The organism is Shewanella sp. Isolate13, assembly GCF_022398325.1.
GTDB lineage: Bacteria > Pseudomonadota > Gammaproteobacteria > Enterobacterales > Shewanellaceae > Shewanella.
In genome coordinates, this window is sequence record NZ_JAKEVD010000034.1 from 28,609 (window position 1) to 49,157 (window position 20,549).

The 20,549-nt window shown below is 47.1% G+C and carries 19 protein-coding genes and 1 rRNA gene; 11 read left to right on the top strand and 9 right to left on the bottom strand.

The genetic code is table 11. The features are described 5' to 3' along the window. Positions 1-2: 2 nt before the first annotated feature. From mtr to L1D44_RS17720, 7 genes are all read right to left on the bottom strand, one after another. Positions 3-1,259, bottom strand: coding sequence for a tryptophan permease (gene mtr, locus L1D44_RS17690; RefSeq protein ID WP_239892639.1), 1,257 nt, complete (start codon positions 1,257-1,259; stop codon positions 3-5). Further along, positions 1,259-3,682, bottom strand: coding sequence for a glycerol-3-phosphate 1-O-acyltransferase PlsB (plsB, locus tag L1D44_RS17695; RefSeq protein WP_239892640.1), 2,424 nt, complete (start codon positions 3,680-3,682; stop codon positions 1,259-1,261). Before plsB ends, mtr begins: the two co-directional genes overlap by 1 nt. Positions 3,683-3,985: 303 nt before the next feature. Continuing rightward, positions 3,986-5,287: a hypothetical protein gene (locus L1D44_RS17700; RefSeq protein ID WP_239892641.1), complete on the bottom strand. Its 1,302-nt coding sequence runs from the start codon at positions 5,285-5,287 to the stop codon at positions 3,986-3,988. A 9-nt stretch (positions 5,288-5,296) separates the two neighbouring features. Next, complete coding sequence (locus tag L1D44_RS17705) at positions 5,297-5,980, bottom strand: ABC transporter ATP-binding protein (protein ID WP_239892642.1); 684 nt, start codon at positions 5,978-5,980, stop codon at positions 5,297-5,299. A 33-nt stretch (positions 5,981-6,013) separates the two neighbouring features. Beyond that, entirely contained in the window at positions 6,014-7,249 is a 1,236-nt protein-coding gene (locus L1D44_RS17710) for an ABC transporter permease (RefSeq protein ID WP_239892643.1), read from the bottom strand. Between the two features lies 1 nt (position 7,250). Next, positions 7,251-8,492: an FtsX-like permease family protein gene (locus L1D44_RS17715; RefSeq protein WP_239892644.1), complete on the bottom strand. Its 1,242-nt coding sequence runs from the start codon at positions 8,490-8,492 to the stop codon at positions 7,251-7,253. Then, positions 8,492-9,382, bottom strand: a complete 891-nt coding sequence (locus L1D44_RS17720; protein ID WP_239892645.1) for an outer membrane lipoprotein-sorting protein — start codon at positions 9,380-9,382, stop codon at positions 8,492-8,494. Before L1D44_RS17720 ends, L1D44_RS17715 begins: the two co-directional genes overlap by 1 nt. A gap of 231 nt (positions 9,383-9,613) precedes the next feature. Here L1D44_RS17720 and lexA point away from each other — a divergent pair, with 231 nt between their 5' ends. The 6 genes from lexA (at position 9,614) to L1D44_RS17750 (ending at position 15,962) form a co-directional block, all read left to right on the top strand. Next, complete coding sequence (gene lexA / locus L1D44_RS17725) at positions 9,614-10,234, top strand: transcriptional repressor LexA (RefSeq protein ID WP_239892646.1); 621 nt, start codon at positions 9,614-9,616, stop codon at positions 10,232-10,234. Beyond that, on the top strand, positions 10,231-10,755 hold the full coding sequence (locus tag L1D44_RS17730; RefSeq protein ID WP_239892647.1) for a SulA-like leucine-rich domain-containing protein: 525 nt from the start codon (positions 10,231-10,233) through the stop codon (positions 10,753-10,755). The genes lexA and L1D44_RS17730 overlap by 4 nt, the downstream gene beginning before the upstream one ends. Positions 10,756-11,213: 458 nt before the next feature. Then, complete coding sequence (gene coxB, locus L1D44_RS17735; RefSeq protein WP_239892648.1) at positions 11,214-12,782, top strand: cytochrome c oxidase subunit II; 1,569 nt, start codon at positions 11,214-11,216, stop codon at positions 12,780-12,782. 9 nt (positions 12,783-12,791) lie between these two features. Next, a complete protein-coding gene (gene ctaD, locus L1D44_RS17740; protein ID WP_239892649.1) occupies positions 12,792-14,396 on the top strand; it encodes a cytochrome c oxidase subunit I in 1,605 nt (534 codons plus the stop codon). 2 nt (positions 14,397-14,398) lie between these two features. Then, positions 14,399-14,983: a cytochrome c oxidase assembly protein gene (locus L1D44_RS17745; protein WP_239892650.1), complete on the top strand. Its 585-nt coding sequence runs from the start codon at positions 14,399-14,401 to the stop codon at positions 14,981-14,983. Between the two features lie 97 nt (positions 14,984-15,080). Then, a complete protein-coding gene (locus L1D44_RS17750) occupies positions 15,081-15,962 on the top strand; it encodes a cytochrome c oxidase subunit 3 (RefSeq protein WP_239892657.1) in 882 nt (293 codons plus the stop codon). Positions 15,963-15,983: 21 nt separating this feature from the next. Here the strand turns inward: L1D44_RS17750 and L1D44_RS17755 are convergent, their stop codons facing one another. Further along, on the bottom strand, positions 15,984-16,202 hold the full coding sequence (locus tag L1D44_RS17755; RefSeq protein WP_239892651.1) for a DUF2909 family protein: 219 nt from the start codon (positions 16,200-16,202) through the stop codon (positions 15,984-15,986). Between L1D44_RS17755 and L1D44_RS17760 the strand changes: the two genes are divergently transcribed. From L1D44_RS17760 to L1D44_RS17780, 5 genes are all read left to right on the top strand, one after another. Next, complete coding sequence (locus L1D44_RS17760; protein ID WP_239892652.1) at positions 16,201-16,941, top strand: SURF1 family protein; 741 nt, start codon at positions 16,201-16,203, stop codon at positions 16,939-16,941. The genes L1D44_RS17755 and L1D44_RS17760 overlap by 2 nt on opposite strands. A gap of 201 nt (positions 16,942-17,142) precedes the next feature. Next, positions 17,143-17,688 carry a hypothetical protein gene (locus L1D44_RS17765; RefSeq protein ID WP_239892653.1) on the top strand — a complete coding sequence of 182 codons (546 nt, stop codon included), beginning with the start codon at positions 17,143-17,145 and terminating at the stop codon, positions 17,686-17,688. A 14-nt stretch (positions 17,689-17,702) separates the two neighbouring features. Further along, complete coding sequence (locus L1D44_RS17770; RefSeq protein ID WP_239892654.1) at positions 17,703-18,686, top strand: COX15/CtaA family protein; 984 nt, start codon at positions 17,703-17,705, stop codon at positions 18,684-18,686. 13 nt (positions 18,687-18,699) lie between these two features. Next, positions 18,700-19,605, top strand: a complete 906-nt coding sequence (cyoE, locus tag L1D44_RS17775; RefSeq protein WP_239892655.1) for a heme o synthase — start codon at positions 18,700-18,702, stop codon at positions 19,603-19,605. Between the two features lie 16 nt (positions 19,606-19,621). Beyond that, positions 19,622-20,251, top strand: a complete 630-nt coding sequence (locus L1D44_RS17780) for an SCO family protein (RefSeq protein WP_239892656.1) — start codon at positions 19,622-19,624, stop codon at positions 20,249-20,251. A gap of 57 nt (positions 20,252-20,308) precedes the next feature. Here the strand turns inward: L1D44_RS17780 and rrf are convergent. Continuing rightward, positions 20,309-20,424 (bottom strand): 5S ribosomal RNA (rrf, locus tag L1D44_RS17785). Positions 20,425-20,549: the final 125 nt, after the last annotated feature.

Consider the following 20,549-nt stretch of genomic DNA (forward strand, 5'->3'; position numbering starts at 1 on the left):
GACTAACCGTATAGAGGTAGCATATCTGCCATTGCCAACAAGTGGCATGCTGCAGTGACAATACCAAACAGGATCACAATAGCGATCACCGCGTTACCGCCAGGTACTTTGTAACTAGTACTATCTGGATACATAGCTCGGACCTTATAAGCCATCATAGCCGGTACGATTGCCGCCCAAATGGTGGCCGCCAACGCTGCAAAGCCGATAGCAATCAGGAAACCATTGGGGAATAGCAGACCAAGCACAGTCGGCGGAAGGAAGGTCACCGCAGCTGTCTTTAAACGGCCTGTGCGTGATTCATCAAAACCAAATAGATCCGCCAAATAGTCAAATAGACCTAAGGTTACCCCTAAGAAAGATGAAGCAACCGCAAGGTTAGCAAATAGCGTTAGCATGGTCGTTAACCAGTCACTGGTGATCACGCCAGATAGGGCGTTCACTAGCACGCCCATGTTACCGCCCTGCTCAATGATATCGATAAAGCCTGTTCTGGAGATATTGCCCATGGTGGCAACAAGCCAGCAGGTATAGATCACCAAGGCAATACCCGTACCGATCGCTATGGCCTTGATAATAGTGCGGTGATCTTTACCGTAATATTTTACTAGGCTTGGCACGTTGCCGTGATAGCCAAAGCTCACTAAGCCGAAAGGCAGTGCAGCTAGCATATAGGGCAGATACTTGTTTTCACCATCTGGACTAAACAACTTCACCGACTCGACGTCGAGTAACAGATTACCCACGGCGAGGAAGAAAGTAATGATCATACCGCCCAGCATCACGGTGGTAATTCTATCGACCGCCTTGGTACTGATAATGACTATCGTCGCCAATACACCGGCGAATACCAAACCAGCAACACTCTGCGGTAGATGAATACCTAGCCCTTCAAGGCTATGATTTACAATTGACCCACCGCCACTGATATAGGCATAGGTCAAAATATACAGCACAAACGCAATCGATAGGCCATTTACGATACGCCAGAACTGACCTAGAGTCGCCTTAGTCAGAGTATCGAAGCTCGCCCCTGGATCGAAGTGCAAGTTGGTTTCAAGCAGCATTAAGCCCGACACCAACATACAAAACCACACACCTGCCATCATCAATAGCGAGTAACCAAACCACATTCCAGCGCCAACAACAGGCAAAGAGAACATGCCTGCGCCGACTGCCGTACCCGCGATAATCATGGCGCCACCTAACAGCGACTTACCTGCAGCCTTGTTTTTGGCTGCATTCATATGATTTGCCATTAAGCTTTCTGCTCCGCATGCACACTATCTACAATAGTTTGTCTCACGGACGAGCGTAACAGTAGATTCGCTCTCTCTTTTATACGTTTGATATCGCTGCACCCTGGGTTATCGGCTAGGTAACCTAGCTCTTTCAATTTGACACTCAGCGTAGCGTATAGCTTCTTGTCATAGAACTCTGGTGCCGTAATACCGTGAAGTGCACCCAATCTTTGCGCCAAACGGTGGCTATCTTTCTCGAGTTCAGAACGTTCAATCTCAGGCTTCATTTCTAGTAGATTAAACAAGATGGCATAACGCTGCATGGTTTCACCAATCGTGCCCGAAAGCAGCAGCAGTTGGTTTACTTTGCTTTCAACCACTTCAAATCTACCATCTTCGATCACTAACCCCTGCGCCACGAGAATATCGAGGATCTGGTGACTGTATTGGCTCGGATCTTCGATCCCCATAAACAGCTCTGCCTCAAGCAGCGGGTAGAAATCGTTAACGAAACTAATCACATCGTCACGAGTGCAGTTTTCTTTACGCAATAAACATGCAGCGATTAACGACGGTACAACCATCAAATGAATGATGTTATTGCGATAATAGGTCATGGTGATCGCAATACTTTGATCAATCGAGATAATATCGCCTAGTGGATCGCTTTCAATCTGCAGCTTCTTAAGCTCTAAGCCTTGAGACACTAAATCATGGCCACTGCCTTCTGGTACCGAGGTATATTCGGTATATGGCAGCTCTTTCAATAGCGTTAAATAAAGATCTAACTGCTTCTCTAACTGGGTACGCTCAAGGGCATTTTGCTCAGAAGCCAGCAATACCATACTGGTTAGAGTGACCGAACTCACCGCCGCAGCGTCGTTGATATTGGTCATCACACGATTAGCGAGCGTATTGACCACAGGTGTTAACCATGTCGGCTTCTGTTCAGGCTCTTTAGCTAACTCTTCACGCCAATCTGGCGCCTGTTCGTTGAGGAAACTATGCAGGGTAATAGGCTTACCAAAGTTAACGTAGCCCTGACCAAAATTACCCAACTTACGGATAGCACCAAATACCTGCCAAACAGACTCTTTCTTTTTCTTCTTACCGCTCAACTCTTTATGGTAAGTCGCCACTTCCATCACATGGTCATAGCCAAGATAAACAGGCACTAAAGTCACCGGACGCTCTACGCCACGCAGCACGCTGTTTAGGGTCATTGCCAACATACCCGTTTTTGGGGCAAGCAAACGCCCCGTGCGCGAACGACCACCTTCGGTGAAATACTCTACCGAATAGCCCTTGGTAAATAACTGATCTAAATACTCGCGGAACACAGCTGTGTATAGCTTATTGCCACCGAAACTACGGCGAATAAAGAACGCGCCACCCCGTCGGAATGCAGGACCCGCAGGCCAGAAGTTAAGGTTGATACCTGCGGCAATATGCGGCGGAACCATACCTTGATAATAGAGAATATACGACAGTAGCAGGTAGTCCATGTGGCTACGGTGACACGGCACATAAACAATCTCATGACCATCATGATGCAGCTGTCTTACCTGCTCAGCACCTTTAATATTGATGCCTTTATAGAGTTTGTTCCATAGCCAAGTCAGGAAACGTTCGGCGATACGCACTAGGCTATCTGAGTAGTCAGCAGCGATCTCATCCAAATACTCCATCGCTTTGGCACGCGCTTCCGCCTCGGAGATCTTCTTGCTTGCCGCTTCCTCTTTAATCGCCTTCGCGATCGACTCTGACTTGAGTAAAGAGTGGAATAACGCCTGACGCTTAGGCAGTTGTGGCCCCGTCATCACCTTACGCTGACGCTGGAAATGCACCCTTGCTACACGAGCAAGTTTCTGTGCGATACGCTTATCTGTACCGTGTTCATCGGCCATATAACGCAATGACACCGCATTGGAAAACTGCACGAAGTTATGACGCCCTAAAAATAGAATCATCAAACACTTGCGTAACCAGGTCGGGTTTTGGCGCTCAAGTACCGCCGCACGCATGGTGTCATCTTCTTTACCTGGAGTACGACCCCAATACAGGCTGACAGGCACCAACTGAATGTCTAATTCACGGTTTTGCTTATGTACGCTAAGTAGTCTCTTAAAGCAATCTACGTACTGCTCACCACCTTCTCGTTGGCCAAAAAGAGGCTTACTTCCCTCTAGGCAAACGACTCGCGGAGCCTTGATACCATTGACCTCCAGCTCCTCGTAAGGGCTAGGCAAGCCAAGTTTTGCAGTCATTTCACTGAGTGCAGCGATATCACTGACCGACTCAGTCTTCATCACATAAGCTAGCGGCTTGCTTGGATCAAGATTGAGATCATCAAAGGGATCGTGAGGCACAACGATAGTGTGAACTAATTTACGCTGGATCCAGCGTAAAGATTTAAACCAAAGAGAGTCTTGTTTGGACATGATTTATATGCAATGTTAGTCGCTTCTAATAAGGCGCTAGAATACCAGATATTGAAACAGTTTGCGCTATTCTCTTGTGACCGTATGCTATCTTGCCTGTATATTTATAGAACAAAGGCTTAGCTTAATATCTCGCAATAAAAGCCCCACATGCCTATATTAAATCGCGTTCATTACGACTTAATCTTATACAAGCTTTTTAAACCAATAACCCCTCTCTTAACGAATAGTTAGCTAAGCCAACAGTGAAGCCTTGCGCTATCGAAAGCGCGACTCTAGGAGAAAATATTAACTTTCACCCATTCAAAAATACCAAGCGAGTTGTGCATAGAGCGATAATTCAAAGCTAGCGTACTGCCCCTCGCTAATTTTTACCCCACCATATTCGGTACCATCGGCCCCTATAGGCACTGTCAGCGCTGTGGTTAAGCGAAAATCATCACTCAGACTATTCAGACTAAGTAGCTGATACAGCGCCGAGTTATCCGATGCATTATAAAAGAGGTTTTGCGATAGTGACCAAAGTGGTGTCACCTCAATATAAAGGTTACCAGCAAGATAGTGCCGCGCTAGGCTATACAGTTCGCCACGCTCTACCTTTGCCACTAGCTCTGGATGTTGCAACAAGGACTCGGAGCTATAATCACCATTACTAATACCGAGACCATTGTAGAAATACTCTATGGTTCCGGTCATATTGCGCTCGAAGCCAACCCAGGAGTAGCTCCAGTTACTCACCAGAGAGAGATAATCTTCCTCTCCCCAAGTGGCAACCAGATCCGTTGCCCAGATCGCACCACCAACACTGATAATGCTAGAGACTCCAGCGACACGGCTGTCATAATGCTCGGCCAGCAAGAGGTCGTACTCATGTATGTTATCGATAAATCCGTGGTATTTAAGGGCTGCGGTGGCAACATCAAAAGTGACATCTAAATCGCCATCTCGGCGGATAACATAGGCCGCCTGTAGATCGTTGCCATCTTGCAATAGGTGTTGCCCATACACCATGTCATCACCGGTTTTGTATTCCTTATCGAGGGAGGTGGGGTCGAAGGGATTGACGAAATCCATAGGATTAAAGAACAGGCCATTGCCCCAAGTAATTGCTTGTCGGCCCAGCTTGATGACATTGTTATCCGTCTGATAGCCGACGATGGCCCTGTCTAAGCGCTGAAGCATCGCAAAGTCTCTATGCTCAGAGATAGTATGGGTGAGATTAAACAGGCGTTGTTCATCATCAATCACCGAGCCTAAGCCAAAGTAACCATCCACTAGAGGCGTTGCTTGAAAACGCTTCTCACCATAACCAGCCAGCAGTTGATAATCCGCTTCGGCTAACCAGCCAGATTGCCAACGACTTCCTATGTGATAACGAAGCTGGGCGGTTTGATTTACTTGATACTGACCATAACGTGCTTGGTAAGCACTCGAATCTGAAAATACATAGCCATCATATTCATACTTTAAGTGGCCGTGCTGTTGTAGCTGTGCAGCCACGAGAGAAAAAGGCAAACAGCAGAGACCAAGAAGAGTGGCAAGGCAATGACTCTTACGCCTTAACGAAAGGCTATCGATTCGCTTATCACAATATCTTTCGGCCATAGTTCAGTCTCAACTCCTTGAGTCGGTAACTATTTTCCCATCAACCATATAGATATGACGGCGACAATAGGCAAACACCTGAGCATCATGAGTAGCAATTAAAAATGTAATGCCATGCTCACGGTTAAGCTGGGTAAACAGCTCCAATAACTGAGCCGATGTCTTGCTATCTAAGTTAGCCGTCGGCTCATCGGCTAAGATCAACACAGGCTTCGATGCGATGGCACGTGCAACGGCCACCCGCTGTTGTTGACCACCGGAAAGCTGCGCAGGCCTTCTCGCCTCAAGCCCTGTCAGACCCACCTCGGATAAGATCTCTTGACTACGTCTTCTGCGCTCAGATGTCGAAATCCCCTGCAGCTGCATAACGAACTCAACATTTTCCTGTACCGTTAATACTGGAATAAGGTTATAGGCCTGAAAAACAAAGCCTATCCGCTGCAAACGAACATCGGCCCGTTGCGACTTTGTCAGCCCAGTAATTTCAACATCACCAACATAAACAGTGCCGCTATCAGGCTCATCTAGCCCCCCGATCGCATTGAGCAAGGTGGTTTTGCCTGAGCCAGAAGGGCCTGACAATACCGTCATTTCCCCCTGCTCAATCGTTAATGAAACATGATTTAAACCATAGATTGTCTGATCACCCTGCTGGAATGTTTTGACGAGTTCCTTACAAACTATGTTGCTCATAGATTACCTTCTTATCTCTTATGTTTGGCTAACCTAAGCTGCGGTATTAATCGATTCAATGGGATTAGAGCGTGCCGCCTTCATCGCCGGCCATAAACTAGTGATAACTCCCAGCGTCATAACGATAATATTTGCCGCGACAACGTCGTGGCTGTAGACCACTGGGTATAAGGTGGTATCCATACCAGCCATAGCCAGCCCATCGGCGATGGAGGAGAGGTCAACTCCCGCCGACAAGGCGTTGGTGGTAAGCAGTGCCAGTGTATCGCCGAAAATCAAGCCGGCTATCAGTAGCAAGACCGCCTCTATCACAATCATCACAATCACCGCCTTCGACTGTAATCCCAGCGCCAAAATCAAACCTATCTCCTGCTGACGCTCAAATATCGACATCAATAGAGTGTTGGCCAAGCCAAAACCGAGCACACAAAAAACAATCACGATAAAGATAATGATATAGCTATTCATCAAGTCTGATATGGCCGCGAGATAGCCATTGAGTTGCCGCCAAGTCGCAATGTCATAACCATCATCGACAGCGCCTTGAAGACTCGAAACCACCGACTCTAACGGCTGCTCGCCATCGGTAAACACCGCAATTTCGGTCACCTTTGTTGGCATATTTAGCAGCTTTTGGATAAAGCCCTTACCCGTGTAGATAGTCGCTAACTCCTCCTGCTCCGTCGGTTTGTGATAGATCCCAACGACACGCACTCCAGATTCGGCGATCTCATTCTCCACATCCTGCAATGTAATCACCACTCGCTTATTAAGCTCCGTCTTAAGGCGAGTTGCCATTTTTTGGCCAATTATGATGCCACTATCCTCACCGTCCTTAAGCATTCGTCCCGCCACCAGCTCAAGTTCACTGACGGTAAAAGGCTCTTGCTGCGGCGCAATAGCAATTAATTGTGATCCCAGTGTCACGCGCTCACTGGCGATCATCACCGGAGAGCGGACCCTAGAGGCCCACTGGCTTATCCAAGGTTGATTAAGTTGCTGCAGCAAGGCATCTGCTGGCTCAGGAATATGATTCATTACATTCTGATCATTGAGAAAATCACGCTGATGAAGCTGGATCTCTCCCGGCAGATTATTTAACGAGATCTGATTCATGCCATCGACCATGCCGCGCAAAAATGCCGAAACCACGATCATAGACCAGACACCAAAGCTGACCGCTAACAGCAGAATAAGGGTGCGCCTGCCGTTACGCCAAAGATTGCGCCACGCCAAAACAAATAGAACTGGATTAAAGATGTGCCCCATATTACTTACTCTGCATCGCACTAATGGGCTCAAGACCTAAAGTTTTAAGCGCTGGATAGATAGAGACCAACACCGAACCCACACAAACCACCGCAGGGCCAATCAGCACTGAAAGCGGCGATAACAATGGATAGATTCGATCGCCTATACCAAATTGCGCCCCGATATCTCCCATGCCCGGTAGCGCTATGCCCACTTGGCTAAAGTAACCCGCGACAACGCCCCCCAACAGCGCACCGAGCAACATGCCTATGATGCCCATCATAAAGGTTTCAACTAATACCTGTGTAAATAGCCGACTCGGTTTCGAGCCAATGGCCAGCATGATGCCAAACTCCTTAGTTCGCTCTAATACGGCCATCAGCTGGGTATTCATCACTCCCAAGATCACCAGTAACACCAACACCGCATACATGATGACGGCACTGGATAGATCCGCTTCAATCCCCTGCTTGATCCCAGGGTTGAGCTGCTGCCAGTCATGCACGGTTAACTGCTCCCCTGTTTGCAAATAGGTTGGCAACTGAGTTTGCAGTTGCTGCTGATAAAAGCTCACTTGCGACATAGAAGGCGCGTTGATACTCAATAGAGAGACTTGATTGGGCATCTCAAAGAGCCGCTGAAAGGTGGCTAAAGAGACTTGAGACGTTGTCCGATCCAACTCATTTATGCCTGTGCTGAAGATCCCAACCACCGACAATACCCCTGCAGCAAATCCCCCTTGCATGGTAGAGCCCATCACAGTGAGTTCATCGCCAACCGTCACCTGTAAATTTTTAGCAAGGCGCTCCCCTAGAATGACTTGGTTATTATCGCCCCCTTCTAGGTAATGACCGAAAGTGATCTGTTGCGGAATGATCGAAGCCAGACGCTCCTTATCAGGGACTACGCCGTTGACCAAGATCCCAACACTTCGCTGCTCGCTGGCAGCCAATAAAAAACCGTTGCTACGGGGGATCACATCGAGCTCTGGAAACTCTTGCTCTAACCTTGCGACTAAATCACTACTATCGAGAATGCGTTTACGCAGCTCAGGTTCATCCAGATAACCCTGCTGGTTGATCTGCAACTGGCTGGAAAAGATCCTCAGGGTGTTTTCGAGCATCATTGGGTAAGTGCCTGCTTGAAGAGTGATCATAAACACCAGCAGAGTATTACAAAAAATCATCGCACCAAGGGTCAGCCAAGTACGACGCTTATGTTGCCAAAGGCTTCGCCACGCCAATAAAATTTGGCCACTCATCAGCGTGGATTTCTCAAGTTGGAAAGCGTGAACATATAGCTGGGCAGAGTAATGTCGAAGCGTACGTTCTGATTGCGGATCTCGGTCCACTCTCCGGCGTTCTCAACTTGTGACATACGGCAACGCATGGCAACGCTTCGATGACCAACAGGTTCGATATCACTACACTCCATGGCTTTTACCAGCTTGTTATCTTGATCCCAGAACTCCTGACGCAACATCACCCAGTCCCCCCTAAGTACGCTGACCTGCTTGCCCCACACCACAGGCGCCGACTCATGGGGAATCGACTCGATGGTATATAGCCTGTGGCCATCAAGCTCTGAAGTTGCAATTAATTGGTGTGAGTAATCATCGAGAAGCTCAGTGGTACGACTAACATCTTTATTGGAAAAATCGCTGCCCATCCAGCTCTGATTCATCATCGACGATGGGACCTTTATCACCCGATTAATCTTCGGCGAATAACTCCACATCTGTTTATCAAGGATAAGAAAGGCATTACCCGAATCGACCTTTGGCTCGGTAACCCTGACCAATGATTGCTTATCTCCCTGAGTCCAGCCCTGCACTGTCATCGAGCGTTCCCAGTCGGGACGATGGATCACCATTGTTAACTGACTCGAAGAGGTCAGCCCGCGCCAATTGTCCATCGCTTTTTGGATCATCTCTTGAGCGGACTCTTGATTGGAGGCTTGGTCAAAATCTTGAGTAGGATCTTGAATCAAGTCTTGCGTGGAAAGCTGAGCTGCGCTTTCTGTAGGTTTAGCCCTATCGGAGGCGGTAGCGGAGGCAGTCAGAGCCACCGACAATATCACAGCATTAGCCAGCCAAAGTGGAACCGACTTCATAGGACTTAAAGCAGAATTATCGCTAGCTAATCGACTCATAGCGCTGCTCACATAAAACGAATTGAGTTAATAATAGCCTAGTTTAAAAAATCTAAATTTTTATTGTTCTTACATAAACATCAAGCCAGAAAAAGATGAATTTAACCTTGTCGGATTTTTCAATTTTTAACTGGATGCCACAACTCAGAAAAAGTTATATCTGGTTATTACTTGCACTCATAAAATTACTGTATATACTGACAGGTACTGTATAGAAAGACAGGGTTAACAATGAGACCACTTACACCGCGCCAAGCTGAAATTTTAGACCTAATTAAGCGCAACATCGCAGACACAGGCATGCCACCAACCCGCGCCGAGATCGCAAGACGTTTAGGCTTTAAGTCAGCAAATGCAGCCGAAGAGCACTTAAAAGCATTAGCTAAGAAAGGTTGCATCGAAATTATGCCTGGTACCTCTCGTGGCATTAAGTTGACCCAAGAAGATACCGAAGAGGAAGATTTAGGCTTACCACTCATCGGCCAAGTCGCTGCCGGGGAACCTATCTTAGCCCAAGAGCATGTTGAGCAACATTATCAGGTCGACCCTGCCATGTTCCGTCCATCAGCAGACTTTCTGCTGAGAGTTCGCGGTGACAGTATGAAGAATATCGGTATTCTCGAGGGTGATCTGTTAGCTGTGCATAAGATTGAGCAGGCTCGTAACGGTCAAATCGTTGTTGCTCGCGTCGAAGACGACGTTACCGTTAAGCGTTTCGAGAAAAAGGGTAATAAAGTTTTTCTTCACGCAGAAAACGAAGAATATTCAGCAATTGAAGTGGATCTAGCAAACCAAAGCTTAAGTATTGAAGGTTTAGCCGTTGGTGTGATCCGTAATGGAGACTGGCAATGAATAAACTATTAGGAGTTAGCCCGCGTCACCCGGGGCTTTGGCAAGACATACCGTCAACGAGCATGGGCGCAAGTTCTGGTAATGAGATCACCACTATGGTGACGGAAACTCAAGGCCGTGATGAACTAACACAGATCAGCGCTCAACTTTCGCAGCTAAGCCAACAAGGCCGCTGGATTGTGCTCATCAGCCCTCCTAATATTGGTTACAAACAGATGCTAGCAGCCGCTGGTGTAAGAATGGACAGAATTTTATTGGTTCATGCTAAAGATGAAGTGGAAACACTTTGGGCGATGGAAAAAGCGTTAACCAGTGGTACATCGAGTGCGGTGATCACTTGGACGAATTCATTAGATGCACGCGATACTCGACGCCTACAACTTGTTGCTAAAAGCGCCCGTGCTGCTGGCATAGTTATTGAGAGCGCGAGTGAAAATACCAACGCTCACTTAACCACTAGCACTATAAATATGCAGGATAGCGCTTTAAGCCAAACCACGCTATTTGCTGCCGTTCACTAACGAAACTGTTAGCCCACCTTTCTAATATATTATTTCTTCACTAAAAACCTAAAGCTCTCAATCGAGAGCTTTTTTTTTGCCTATAATAAACAAATGATTCAAAAAGTGATCTTGATCAATTTTCGTTCAGCAAGTAGGTTAATACGTAATAACAACGATATTTTGTTATATCCGAGCGATTTAGTCGTTGGTCTGGCTCCGCGGATTAAACCCCAACCGGAAGCGTAGACTAAGATCGGCCTGATATATTTCAGCCGTAAGTGCCAACGTGGTTACACCAAGAGTGAAGAACACTGAAATACAATAGCCATTGTCCCGATAGTAGTTATCGCGACTCGATTGGCAAGCCACTCGTGCACTTTGAAGTCATCGTTGCTTTTTTGGGAACTGAAGAGTTTACATAGAGCAGAGACTTACTGTGTGACTCTTCTTTGTCTTGTTGACAGAGGAGAAGTCTAGTGAAGCAATTGTTGTATAGTGTACTGGCGCTGCTATTTTCGCCCGTGCTTTTTGCATCCGAAATGCCACTCAATATGACCGAGGGTGTAACAGAGATCAGTGGTCGGGTTTACAGCCTACATATGATTATTCTCTACATCTGTTGTGTTATTGGTATCTTGGTTTTTGGCGTTATGTTTTATGCCATGATCTATCACCGTAAATCTAAAGGCGCCGTTGCCGCCAATTTCCACGAAAGTACTAAAGTCGAGATCCTTTGGACTCTGGTTCCTTTCATCATTCTGATCGCCATGGCTATTCCGGCAACTAAGACTTTAATTGCAATGGAAGATCCCAGTAACGCCGATCTCACTATCAAGGTCACTGGCTCACAGTGGAAGTGGCATTACAGCTATTTCGATCAAGATGTTGAGTTTTATAGCTTAATGTCCACCCCACGTGAGCAGATAGAAGGCTCTGAAGCCAAGGGCGAGCATTACCTTTTAGAAGTGGATAAGCCGCTAGTATTGCCTATCAATCGCAAGGTTCGCTTCTTGATGACTTCTGAAGATGTTATTCACTCTTGGTGGGTACCCGCCTTCGCCGTCAAAAAGGATGCTAATCCAGGCTTTATCAATGAAGCTTGGACTCGTATCGACAAGCCAGGCACCTATCGAGGCCAATGCGCCGAACTCTGCGGTAAAGACCACGGCTTTATGCCGATTGTCGTAGAGGCGCTGTCGGAAGAAGACTTTGATGCTTGGCTCATAGCCCAGCAACAAGAAGCAAGCAATGCAGCCGCAGCGGCAGAGGCTGCACTATCGCAAACCTTAACCATGGAAGAGTTGATGGCTCAAGGCGAACAAGTCTACCTTGCTCGCTGTGCGGCCTGCCACCAGCCCAATGGTGCAGGCCTACCAGGTGTATTCCCCTCGCTAATTGGCAGCCCAATGATCAAAGGTTCCGTTGCAGGGCATGTTGATATTGTCTTAAACGGTAAAGCCGGTACGGCAATGCAAGCCTTTGCAAAACAGCTTACTGCAACTGAAATTGCCGCAGTGGTGACTTATGAACGTAATGCTTGGGGCAATAACTCTGGCGATGCTGTACAAGCAGCGGATGTGAGTGGCAGTGCGTCCACCAGCTCTGAAGCTACGACACCTGCCACATTACCCGCAACGCTTCCCGAAGCTGAATCGGAAGCGGTAACGTCTGTGGCAGAAATAACTGAAGTCGCGATTAAAGCTAGTGATGCGCCAACGGCTTCGTTAGATGACTTATCGATGAAAGAGCTAATGACCATGGGTGAAAGAGTCTATATGACTAGCTGCGTGGCTTGCCATCAGGCCTCTGGTGCAGGTATTCCAGGCGCCTTTCCGTCACTGATTAAAAGCCCTGTCATTACTGGTCCGGTTGCTGACCATCTTGAGGTCGTGATCAATGGTAAGCCGGGCACCGCAATGCAAGCATTTGCTAACCAACTCACTCCTCAAGAGATTGCAGCTGTCATCACCTATGAGCGTAATGCTTGGGGCAATAATTCAGGTGATGCAGTGCAGGCAACCGATGTCGATGGTCACGGAAAGTAAGGGAATCAAATGAGCACAATTACACAAGACTCACCAGCCGCTCACGACGATCACCATGATGACCACCATCATGGGGCACCGAAAGGCATTATGCGCTGGCTTTTAACTACGAACCATAAAGATATCGGTACTCTCTATCTATGGTTTAGCTTCATTATGTTCCTAACGGGTGGTGCCATGGCAATGGTGATCCGTGCGGAGCTGTTTCAACCCGGTTTGCAGCTTGTCGAACCGAACTTCTTTAACCAGATGACCACGGTTCACGGTTTAATCATGGTATTTGGTGCCGTCATGCCCGCCTTTACAGGCTTAGCTAACTGGTTGATCCCAATGATGATTGGTGCGCCAGACATGGCACTCCCCCGTATGAACAATTGGAGTTTCTGGATCTTACCATTCGCTTTTTCGATTCTCCTCAGCTCGCTATTTATGGAGGGTGGTGCACCTAACTTCGGCTGGACCTTCTATGCGCCATTGTCGACCACTTATAGCCCTGACAGCACTGCGTTATTTGTATTTTCAGTACACATTATGGGGATAAGCTCCATCATGGGCGCGATTAATGTGATCGTGACAATCGTTAATATGCGAGCTCCAGGGATGACTTGGATGAAGCTTCCGCTGTTTGTATGGACCTGGTTAATCACTGCCTTCCTGCTCATCGCAGTGATGCCAGTTTTAGCAGGGGTGGTTACCATGGTGCTGACCGATAAGTATTTCGGCACTAGCTTTTTCGATGCAGCAGGCGGCGGCGATCCTGTGATGTTCCAGCATATCTTCTGGTTCTTTGGCCATCCAGAGGTGTACATCATGATCCTCCCCTCGTTCGGCATCATCTCGGCCATTGTGCCCGCCTTTAGCCGCAAGCGACTCTTCGGTTACTCCTCTATGGTCTATGCCACAGCTAGTATCGCCATCTTGTCGTTCTTAGTCTGGGCACATCACATGTTTACCACTGGCATGCCTGTATTTGCCGAGCTGTTTTTTATGTATTGCACCATGTTGATTGCGGTACCAACTGGGGTGAAAGTGTTTAACTGGGTCGCTACTATGTGGAGAGGTTCCATCACCTTTGAAACCCCTATGCTATTCTCTATTGCCTTCATCATCCTGTTTACCATCGGCGGGTTCTCAGGGCTTATGCTGGCAATTACCCCTGTCGATTTTCAATACCACGATACCTACTTCGTAGTGGCTCACTTCCACTACGTTTTGGTCTCTGGCGCGGTATTCTCCATCATGGCTGGAGCCTATTATTGGCTGCCTAAATGGACTGGCCACATGTACAGCGAAACGCTTGGGCGTTGGCATTTCTGGTGCTCTGTCATTTCGGTCAATGTGCTGTTCTTCCCGATGCACTTCTTAGGGTTAGCGGGCATGCCGAGGCGGATCCCTGATTACGCTATCCAGTTTGCAGATGTTAATCAGATTGTGTCGATCGGTGGATTTGCCTTTGGCCTTTCTCAGCTAATCTTTTTAGCTGTGGTGATTAAGTGCATTCGCGGTGGTGAAAAGGCGCCAGCGAAACCGTGGGAAGGCTCTGAAGGACTAGAGTGGACTATCGCCAGCCCTGCTCCTTATCACTCGTTCAGCACCCCACCCGAGGTAAAATAGCGATGTCAAAGTTACAGCACAAGTCCAATAGGCAGCTTATCATAGTGCTAATTATTAGCGCAGTGGGTATGTTTGGCTTTGGATTTGCGCTTGTTCCTTTATATGACGTGCTATGCGATGCACTAGGTATTAATGGTAAAACCCAAAGTACCGCCAGTGTTTATCAGCCTGTCATGGTAGATGAAAGCAGAACCGTAACCGTTGAGTTTGTGTCGCAAGTGCAAAGTGATATGCCTTGGACATTCACGCCCCAGGTCAACACGATGCAAGTGCACCCAGGCGAGCTTATTCGCACACACTTCGTCGCCACTAATATGTCTGGACAGCACATTGTCGGCCAAGCTATTCCATCGGTCTCTCCTGGACAAGGGGCAGCCTATTTCAATAAGACGGAGTGTTTCTGCTTCAATCAGCAGGTGCTAAAGGCTAATGCTGCAGCCGATCTACCACTTATATTTTTTGTGGATCCGCAATTACCGGAATCCATATCAACCTTGACCCTCTCTTATACCCTCTACAACATCACCGATAAAGGCTATGTCACAGATATCGCCAGCAATGCTGTGGAGCAAGGAGCCGAGCAATGACAACCCAATATATAGACGAGAACGACTCTAGCAACAAAGACGCTGCTGTGACTAAAGCTGTTGTAATTAAGCATGCTAAAGAGCAAGGAGCTGCATGATGACAACTGAAAACAAACACGAAAATTATTACGTTCCAGAGCAAAGCGCATGGCCCATCATCGGGGCAATAGGACTATTTCTTATCGCCTTTGGCGCTGGTAGTTATGTTTCACAACTTCAAACTGATGGCGGCAATGGTGGTTATATCCTGCTTGTTGGGATCGCCGTTATTACCTTTATGATTTTTGGCTGGTTTAGAACCGTTATTGCCGAGTCAATGTCAGGACTGTATTCAAAACAGATGGACCGTTCGTTTAGGCAAGGAATGAGCTGGTTTATCTTCTCCGAAGTGATGTTCTTCGCCGCATTTTTCGGCGCACTATTTTATGCCCGAATGATTGCAGTACCTTGGCTCGGCGGAGCTTCAAACAATGCCATGACCCACGAAGTATTATGGCCAACATTTGAAGCCGTTTGGCCACTACTTACGACACCAGACGGTAGCCTTACCCAAGCTATGCCTTGGGATGGCTTACCGCTATACAACACTATTATTCTTCTTACCTCTTCGGTGACGCTGCATTTTGCTCATGTGGGGTTAGAAAAAAACAAACGCACCGCACTAACCGCTTGGCTGGCTATCACCATTTTATTAGGTGTCGCGTTCCTGTTTTTACAAGTTGAAGAGTATATCCATGCCTACCAAGAGATGGGGCTAACGCTCGACTCCGGCGTGTATGGCAATACCTTCTTCCTACTAACAGGATTTCATGGCATGCATGTAACCTTAGGCACAGTATTTCTAATGGTGTTGTTTGTAAGAGTGCTGAAGGGGCATTTCACCCCAGATAAACACTTTGCTTTTCAAGCGGGTAGTTGGTATTGGCACTTTGTTGACGTGGTCTGGCTATGCCTATTTATTTTCGTGTATGTGCTCTAACAATTTAGAGTACTGCAGTCACTAGTAAGGCCTGGGGTTAGGTGTAATAACCCCAGTGCCCAATACCAATAGCAGTAAGACCACGACTAACACAGAAAAGATGACCCGACGGCCTAGATACTGACTCATGGGCACGTTGGTTTCTCCTTTAACCAAAATCCATAGAGCACGGCCTAAATTAAACAGTATGAATAGCAGTAGCAGTACTAAGACCAACTTAAAGATAAACAAAGCAGACATGGCGCATCCTCGCGTTAGGTTAAATCTTGCTTGGTTGTTTATAGTGCTTTCTACTGTGATGGTGTTTTCGATTTTGGTCAAGTTAGGCTTTTGGCAGCTAGAACGAGCCCAGTACAAAGCCAATTTACAGCAGACACTCAACCTTAGGCAGTCAGCAGCAACCTTTAGCTTCTCGCAAATTGTCGAACTCTCAAAGCAAGAAGCAGTAACAGGCTTTAAGTTAGCGACTGCGGTTACGCCAGTATCACAAGATGTTTTCCTACTCGATAATCAAGTTTATCAAGGCAGAGTTGGCTACTTGGCTCTACAGGCGTTGCAGGTTGATGAGTCTAAGCCATGGCTACTAGTTGAGCTTGGCTTTGTTCCTGCAAGTTTGGATCGCAGGCAACTCCCTAAAATCACCCCGATTCAAAATCCATCTCGATTAGCAGGACGGGTATATCAGAAGCAGCTAAATCCCATGAGTTTTGACTTAATGGCTGAACCGGGTTGGCCTAAAAGAGTTCAGAATCTAAATATTGCGCAGCTATCAGCATTGCTCAAACGTCCGCTGGCTAACTTTGTGCTGCAGCCAAACAGTGTGCCTAATAGCGATTATCCTCACCCCTGGCAGCCCATTCCATTGTCGTCACAGAAACATCAAGGCTATGCAGTGCAATGGTTTTCAATGGCGGCTGTATTCAGCTTAATCATGGGATATTTATTTTTTAAGAAGATAAAACAAAGAGATAATAAGTAAATCATTAAGCCTATTGCTAAGGTGGATCAGACGCTGTAGGTTAGAAATTAAGCTCCCTAGCCGTTAAGGGGAACTTAATAATCATTGAATGAGATAAATATTCATACATTGCTAGCACCGAGATTTGCTTTCAGTGAAATCGACATACTTGATGAACAATACGTTTGATCGTCAAGGCGAAGCAAGATTAGAGGAGATGGGATGAACTCCCCCAAAAAGAACGGCAACAAAACACTCATCTTATTATTACTGGCTTTTATTCTACCAGTGGTCGCTGCCAAGCTTGTCCTCAGTTTCGACCTTTACAAGGGTGGCGTAACCAATAAAGGGCAACTGCTGGCTAATAATGCCAGTTACCACAGCCTTAAAATGGAAAACCCTAAACCACGCGAGTGGCAACTTATTTACCTCCTCCCCAGTCACTGCGGTGCCGTTTGCCAAGATCGACTCTATATTTTACAGCAAAGTCATACAGCCCTAGGTCGCAATCAAGACAGAGTGAGTACCATAGTGATGGTTGACGAGCACAGTGACACATCTGCGTTAGCGAACTTTGACATGATTACCGCGAGACCCTCACAGCAACTTAGCCAGCAACTCAACCAGCAACAGCTTGTCATTATCGATCCACTCGGCAATTTAGTGATGAGCTATCCCGTTGCGGAAGATCACCAAGCACAGATCATGCAGGGAAAAGCCTTAGTCGCCGATCTTCGAAAGTTACTTAAGCTATCTAGAATTGGCTAAGGAGGCATTTAAATATGCAGATTAAGTCGTTATTGAAGATCACTCTAGTGTTCACTCTGTGCGTGATTTTAATGGGTGCATACACACGCCTTTCTGATGCGGGGCTTGGCTGTCCGGACTGGCCCGGTTGTTATGGCATGCTAAAGGTACCGACTGCAGAGCACGAATTAAATCAAGTTCAGCAAGCTTTTCCAGAACATACGGTAGAGACAGAGAAGGCCTGGCTAGAGATGATCCACCGTTATATTGCCGGTACATTAGGTTTACTGGTTTTGCTCATTTTAGTGCTGAGCCTAAAATCTCGCGATGCCCCAAAGAAGCTGCCTATGTTTATCGCAGCGCTTATTATCTTTCAAGCCGCACTGGGCATGTGGACCGTCACTATGAAGTTGATGCCCATTATCGTCATGGCTCATTTATTGGGCGGCTTCGCACTACTCTCATTGCTATTACTGCTCTATTTGCGTAGCAAACCATTGCGCATTCCTGGTGGCGACCTGCCTGCACGTAAATTAGCCAGCTTTGCCGCTATCTGCATTGGCGTGCTTTTATTGCAAATTATCTTAGGTGGCTGGACCTCATCAAACTATGCGGCATTAGCTTGCACCTCTTTGCCTTTTTGTGAGGGTAATTGGGTAGATAACCTAAATTTTGCTAAGGCCTTCTCGCCCTTTCAAGGCGATCATGCAAGCTTTGAGTTTGGGGTACTAGACTACCCCGCGAGAATGACCATCCACGTTGCTCATCGTATAGGTGCTGTTATCACTAGTGTGATGTTGCTGTACTTGGCCTTTAAACTCATTAGCAGCGCCAAATCAACCACGATACGTAATGCAGCTTGGCTACTCGCTGTACTCGTTGTCGTTCAAGTGATACTTGGGATCTCAAATGTTGTTCTACACCTTCCCCTAGGTATCGCGGTGTCCCATAACGCTGGCGCAGCCTTATTGCTGCTGACCTTAGTGTTTATTAACTACGCCCTATGGCGTAAAGCATAGCGAGGTGTCTCTTATGCCAAAACCCATCGCACTTTCAAGTAGCCCATCAACACCACTAATTCAATGGCGCGCCTACTATGAGATGACCAAGCCTAAGGTCGTTGCACTGATGCTACTCACCGTATTGGTGGGCATGTGTTTAGCCGTCCCAGGTGCTGTGCCAGTTCAGCCCTTGATTGCTGGCATGGTCGGAATAGGCATGATGGCAGGTTCCGCCGCTGCCTATAATCACCTGATCGATCGCCGAATTGATGCTCTCATGGCAAGAACGTATAACCGACCGCTACCTAAAGGGCGGGTATCCATAGCTAAAGCTCTGACATTTGCCTCTTTGCTCGGCGTACTAGGTTTTGTCATCCTCTACGCTTTAGTCAATCCACTAACGGCATGGCTTACTTTTGCGAGTTTAATCGGTTATGCCGTTATCTATACCGCTTACTTGAAGCGTGCGACACCACAAAACATCGTTGTTGGAGGCTTGGCCGGTGCCATGCCACCTTTACTAGGCTGGACAGCTGTCACGGGAGAGTTTCATGGTAATGCTCTGCTACTGGTGATCATTATCTTTGCCTGGACGCCGCCACATTTCTGGGCTCTAGCTATTCATCGCAAAGCCGAATATGCCAAAGTCGATATCCCTATGTTACCCGTCACCCACGGGGTTGAGTTTACCAAGACCTGTATCTTTCTTTACACAGTACTACTTGCCATAGCTTGCTTATTACCAGTACTCGTCGGTATGTGCGGCCCACTTTACCTAGTGAGCTCTACCATGCTCAGCGCGGGCTTTATCTATAAGGCTTGGCAGCTCAAATTCCATGAACAATCAGGCATGGCAATGAAGGTATTTAAGTTCTCAATCTACCACCTGATGTTGCTTTTTATCGCACTGCTGGTCGACCATTACTTATGGGCTTAACTGAAGGGGATTTAGTATGAAACTCCCGTGGATAATTGCAGCGGCATTACTCATGGCTGCAGGCGTGTACGCAAGTTTGCAGCTCAATCAAGACAAACAGCTTGTGCTGCAAACAAGTTTTGAGTATCCAACGCCACAACCCCTAGCGCCATTTATCTTGACCGATCAACAAGGCAATAACTTTACCAATGCCGAACTCTTGGGTAAGTGGAGTCTATTTTTTATCGGCTACACTTCGTGCCCAGATGTTTGCCCAACCACCATGGGAAAGCTGAGCTCTGCCTACTCAAAGTTAAGCAAAGAAAATGAACTACAAGTGATTTTTCTATCGGTCGATCCTCAAAGGGATTCAAAGGAAAAGCTGGAAAACTATATCCAGTTCTTTAATTCTGAGTTTACCGCGGTAACGGGAGAGCATAGCCAACTGCTTCCAGTGACTCGAAGTTTAGGTTTCGTTTACTCCATGATAGGAAGCGGACCAGACTATCAGGTGGATCACAGCGCCTCATTCGCCTTAGTTTCCCCTCAAGGGAAGAAGATCGCCATTATCAAACCAAAATCTGACAGCCTAGGCACCATACCTCAGATAAAAAATAGCGACTTAATCCATGACGTAAACGCCTTAATCGCTAAATATTCCCGCTAAGAAATTCCAAACGCAAAAAAGCCCGCTACATCGTAGCGGGCTTTCTCGTTATTTGGCGCCTGGAAATGACCTACTCTCACATGGGGAGACCCCACACTACCATCGGCGATACTGTGTTTCACTTCTGAGTTCGGAATGGATTCAGGTGGGACCACAGCTCTATGGTTTCCAGACAAATTTGGTAAATTTGAAAAGCTGGACTCGCGATGCAAGTCTTAAAAATTGGGTTCACACTACATTAAGTGCTTCATTCTAATTTTGGATGACCTCCATGGATGGAGGAAATACTTAAAAATGC